The organism is Rhodoblastus sp. (assembly GCF_052145335.1).
Taxonomy (GTDB): domain Bacteria; phylum Pseudomonadota; class Alphaproteobacteria; order Rhizobiales; family Beijerinckiaceae; genus Rhodoblastus.
In genome coordinates this window covers 1-4,381 of record NZ_JBKQOU010000218.1, presented here as the reverse complement: position 1 = coordinate 4,381, position 4,381 = coordinate 1, and the positions used below count along the sequence as shown (strand labels likewise).

Annotated in this window: 6 protein-coding genes; 2 read left to right on the top strand and 4 right to left on the bottom strand. The window is 58.7% G+C overall.

What is annotated here, in order from left to right:
• Positions 1-2 precede the first annotated feature (2 nt).
• Positions 3-1,115, top strand: a complete 1,113-nt coding sequence (locus tag ACLP2E_RS13715; RefSeq protein WP_442466268.1) for an NADH-quinone oxidoreductase subunit D — start codon at positions 3-5, stop codon at positions 1,113-1,115.
• Between the two features lie 82 nt (positions 1,116-1,197).
• Here ACLP2E_RS13715 and ACLP2E_RS13710 read toward each other — a convergent pair whose 3' ends face one another.
• A complete protein-coding gene (locus ACLP2E_RS13710; protein ID WP_442463341.1) occupies positions 1,198-1,878 on the bottom strand; it encodes an SH3 domain-containing protein in 681 nt (226 codons plus the stop codon).
• 355 nt (positions 1,879-2,233) lie between these two features.
• On the opposite strand from ACLP2E_RS13710, the gene ACLP2E_RS13705 reads away from it, so the two are divergent.
• Positions 2,234-2,413: a lipase family protein gene (locus ACLP2E_RS13705; protein ID WP_442466269.1), complete on the top strand. Its 180-nt coding sequence runs from the start codon at positions 2,234-2,236 to the stop codon at positions 2,411-2,413.
• Between the two features lie 269 nt (positions 2,414-2,682).
• On the opposite strand, the gene ACLP2E_RS13700 is transcribed toward ACLP2E_RS13705, so the two are convergent.
• The 3 genes from ACLP2E_RS13700 to ACLP2E_RS13690 all read right to left on the bottom strand — a co-directional run.
• Positions 2,683-3,408: a hypothetical protein gene (locus tag ACLP2E_RS13700; protein ID WP_442463342.1), complete on the bottom strand. Its 726-nt coding sequence runs from the start codon at positions 3,406-3,408 to the stop codon at positions 2,683-2,685.
• A complete protein-coding gene (locus tag ACLP2E_RS13695) occupies positions 3,405-3,887 on the bottom strand; it encodes a toxin-activating lysine-acyltransferase (protein WP_442463343.1) in 483 nt (160 codons plus the stop codon). The genes ACLP2E_RS13700 and ACLP2E_RS13695 overlap by 4 nt, the downstream gene beginning before the upstream one ends.
• 113 nt (positions 3,888-4,000) lie before the next feature.
• A partial coding sequence (locus tag ACLP2E_RS13690; RefSeq protein WP_442466267.1) for a hypothetical protein occupies positions 4,001-4,381 on the bottom strand: 381 nt, incomplete at its 5' end.

Below are 4,381 nucleotides of genomic sequence, written 5' to 3'. Positions count from 1 at the left end.
TGGTGCTGGAGCTCGACGGCGAGGTCGTGCGCCATGTCGATCCGCACATCGGCCTTTTGCATCGGGGCACCGAAAAACTGATCGAATCCAAAACCTATCTGCAGGCATTGCCCTATTTCGATCGTCTCGATTACGTCGCGCCGATGAATCAGGAACACGCCTTCTGTCTCGCTGCGGAGAAGCTGCTTGGCCTCCAGGCGCCCAAACGCGCCCAGATCATCCGCGTGCTTTATTGCGAAATCGGCCGTCTGCTGTCGCATCTTCTCAACATCACCACGCAGGCGCTCGACATCGGCGCCATCACGCCACCGCTGTGGGGATTCGAAGAGCGCGAAAAGCTGATGGTCTTTTACGAACGCGCATCGGGCGCGCGCATGCACGCCAATTATTTTCGTCTTGGCGGCGTACACCAGGACCTGCCGCCCCGGTTGATCGACGACATCGAAGCGTTCTGCGATCCGTTCTTGAAAGTCTGCGACGATTTCGATGAGTTGCTCACCGAAAGCCCGATTTTCAAGCAGCGCAATGTCGATATCGGCGTCATCGACCTGGACGCCGCCTGGGCTCTCGGCTTCTCCGGCGTGATGGTGCGCTCCGCGGGAGCGGTGTGGGATCTGCGCAAGGCGCAGCCCTACGAAAACTACGAGGATTTCGAATTCGCCATTCCGATTGGCAAGAACGGCGACTGCTACGACCGCTATCTCGTGCGGATGGAGGAAATGCGCCAGTCGACTCATATCATGCGCCAATGCGTGGCCAAGTTGCGCAGTCCCGAAGGCCAGGGACCCATCGCGCATCCCAACACCAAGATCACGCCGCCGCGGCGCGCGGAGATGAAGCGCTCGATGGAGGCGACCATTGAGCAATTCAAACTCTACACTGAAGGCGTCCATGTTCCCGCTGGCGAGGTCTATGCCGCCGTCGAAGCGCCGAAAGGCGAGTTCGGCGTCTATCTGGTATCCGACGGCCTGAACAAGCCCTACAAATGCAAGGTTCGTGCGCCTTCCTTCCCGCATCTGGCGGCGATCGATCGCCTGGCCTGCGGGCATCTGCTTGCCGACGTTTGCGCGATCATCGGTTCGCTTGATATCGTGTTCGGCGAAATCGACCGGTGAATCCGCGCAAGAAATTGCCGGGAGCCTTGAGGGTCTCCCGGCAATATTGGCGATAACGCGCACGCGAGGCCTGACTCCTTGCCTACCGGCGCTCCTCGACCCTGCCTGCGCCAAATCGTCCCACGCCAACATGGGCTCGGCCGCCGCGGGCGCCCGGCGCATTGGCGTTGACGACCGGACCGCCGGCACGGGTGGTACGACCGTAGTGCACGTTTGCGGCGCCCCCGCCGAATCGCGCCCCACCGTAGCGCCGACCTTCATAGCCGCCTAAAATTGCGCCGTCGGCGCCATAATAGCCGTAATTTCCATAGCCGTAATCGCCGTTTGCGTAATAGGGGCCATAGCCATAGCCGTTGTCATAGGTATAACCGGCATTGTAGCCCGCGCAGTTCGGGTCGAATGACGGATCGCACCCTCCTGGCGGCAGCGTCGTCAGCGGACGAACAATGTCCCCGATCACAGGCGGTTCTCCGGCGAGCGGCTCCTGCGCCAGCGCTTGCGTTCCGCGCGAGGAGGCGAAGGCGATGAGGCTGGTGGAAAGATAGCCGTCGAGGCCGTTCCAGCTTACGCGGCACCACGAGCCCGTGCAGCCGCCCACATCGATCGGCGCCTGGTCGGGGATGATCGCGACAACGGGATTGTCAATTCCGGGACCGCTGCGCAGGTTCGCGTTGAATGTCGCAATCGCAGGACGGGCAGAAACGCCCGCGGACGAGGCCGCCATCACAACAGCGGCAAGTGCAGTTGCAGCTTTATAACGCATCCGATTACCTCCACGATAGAGAACACACTTTTCAGCATCCTTAGCTTAAGTGCTGTAATTGTCGAGCTGACGATGTAAGGGCATCGTCATCGTGAAACATAAAGCATCAGTCCTTTTATCGTTCCGGATTTTGATAAGTTTTTACAAGCGATAGCTCGCTGCTTGCAGACTATTTCGTTGTCGTTATTCTCCGGCATCGCCGCCCGCGATGGCGCTGGCGGAGCGCCCGTCGTAAAGTCGCAAACGCCTGGCATTTGATTGGATCACGCCGGCAACAGCTGCTCCAGTCTGATCGGCAGCTCGCGCACGCGAACGCCGGTGGAGTGAAAGACGGCTTTGGCGACGTTTAAGTTATATCTATCCGCGCCGGCCGCTTGCTAATATTGTACTTACCGGCCATTCACTCGGCGGCGGTCTCGCCGGCTTTGTGGCCGACCTGCGTGGAAAGCGCCCGTTACGTCTGTGTAAAATTGCAGGGCGAGTTGCGCTTGCGACGCCGCTGCATAGCCTGCCGAAAGAGTCCAGCCGTTCATAACATCGCCAAGGTCGGGACCCGTAACACCAAGATAGTTCCCGTCGAACCGCGTGCCTCGGTAGGAGATGACGAGCTGGCCGGCGACGTTATATTCAATGGCGTAGAAACTGGCGTTATCGGCAGTTTTCCCTATAGCTTCAGAGCTAGTGGCAATGATTTGTGCGCCATCAACCGAAGTATTATTCGCGAGCGCCATGCCTGGAGAGTATCCCTGATCGTAGGCATCGAGAGCAAGCACGGCGAGAAGCACGTCTTGAGAATCAGCCATTTTAATGCTCCTTGATGAAATATTGCAAATATATGAACGTGCTATTTTTATACTGGAAAGAGTCAATGCCGGGTATAGGAATATTGTCCTTATATCCCCGCACCCAGGGCAAATGCTCGTCAATACCCTTGGTCAGCGGCTCGTCGGTCGTTTGAATGGTTATAGAACGCCAGGTCACGCCCGGCCCAAGCGTCGCCGCCAAATTATCAGGATCGACGGACGCTACGCTTTTCGGATCGTTGATGCCGGCGAAGGTGACGAGTTCGGGAAGGTCTTTGGTGGAGATTGTGATCGGCTGCCGGCAATGAAGGTCAAGCCAAGCACTCAGCCCGACCCGGTGTAGCTTGTTCATAAAGTCATCATGTAGGCCGCAAGCTCTGCCTATCATGAACGTCGGTTCATCCTCGTTCCAGGGGGCGAAATTGCATACGAAATTTTTGCACCCTTCATTCGCGCGACGGATATGTTCGAGCAACGCGATCAGCGGGCGACGCCCCGGTCCAAGATCGATGTAAATCCCCTGGCCGCGCGTTGTGTGCGGCTCGCCTCGCATGGGAATGCCGACCTCGAAATAATTGAGTTCGACGACGTTGTATCCTGTTTTCACGCCGTCGGGCGTGTCGAGGCTGAGCGTCAGCTTGTAGCGATAGGACGCGCTCTGTCCTCCGCAAGCGGAGAGGGCAAGGGCCACACAAAAAACGCTGACGAATAAGAAGCCCGGCTTCATGAAGTAGCGCCTTCTTTTTTCACGTCGGCGATCAATCGACCGAGCGTCTCAACGTGAGGGGCGCCGACCACGCCACTCCCGACGATGATCTTCGCGTCCCGCTCCTTGAGCGGCCCAGCCTTCAGCCATTCGAGCGCGCCCGCAACGCCGCGCGGGTCGCCAACAAGGTCAATAATCCACGGAATGTCGCCACTCCTCCATTCGTCGGGTCGCAGCCGGATGCGATGATCCGATTGGCTTTGCAGCCGGCGGTCGACCTCCTCCGAAACGAAGGCCCAGGTCGCGACGGCGATGGGGGCGCGAAAGCCGGTCTCATTGTTCGCGAGTTCGGCGACATAAAACTGGCCGCTGAGAACAGCAGGCAAAATCATCCACTCGATGTCGGCAAGCGAAAAATACTTGTGCGCCGGAGAGCGCGACAACACGACGGCAATGTCGCCGATACTCGCGGCGACCAGTTTCGACGCCGCCGCGCCCAATTGGGCGGGCGGGATAGACTTCAACAATTGCGGGTCAAGCACGACGTTCGGCGATTCGGCGGTCATGACAAATTTCCTTGGAGTCGGGGCGGTTTGCGGCGGCGCGAAAATCTTTATGCGCGGCCTCGTCTGTCGGCAGGCTTGAGATGAATGGCAAAGGGGCGGCGGGCGCGACGGAGACCGGTCGCCGCACCATTCGGACGCGCGTCTACCCCAGCCTGCGCCTCATTACGCAGACCGTTCGTCTGGGCACGGCATACGCCGGAATGCGAGCCAACCATTGAGACATTACGACCGCCATAGAGGTCGCGGCTAGGTCGATTCCGATCGCGGCGGCATTGCCCGAGTGCGAGAGGATTGAAAGCGGCGAAGGCGGCAGCGCCAAACATCTCAAGCCGCCAAATTGGGCCGATGCTGACAATCAGCCGAATAACGGCATCGATAATCGGATAGTGACGCAAAATCACTGCCTCACAATCAATTCTAAAAATTGC

Coding starts and splice junctions, on each gene's coding strand:
- ACLP2E_RS13710 (WP_442463341.1), bottom strand. CDS start 1,878: ATGCGTTATAAAGCTGCAACTGCACTTGCCGCTGTTGTGATGGCGGCC.
- ACLP2E_RS13700 (WP_442463342.1), bottom strand. CDS start 3,408: ATGAAGCCGGGCTTCTTATTCGTCAGCGTTTTTTGTGTGGCCCTTGCC.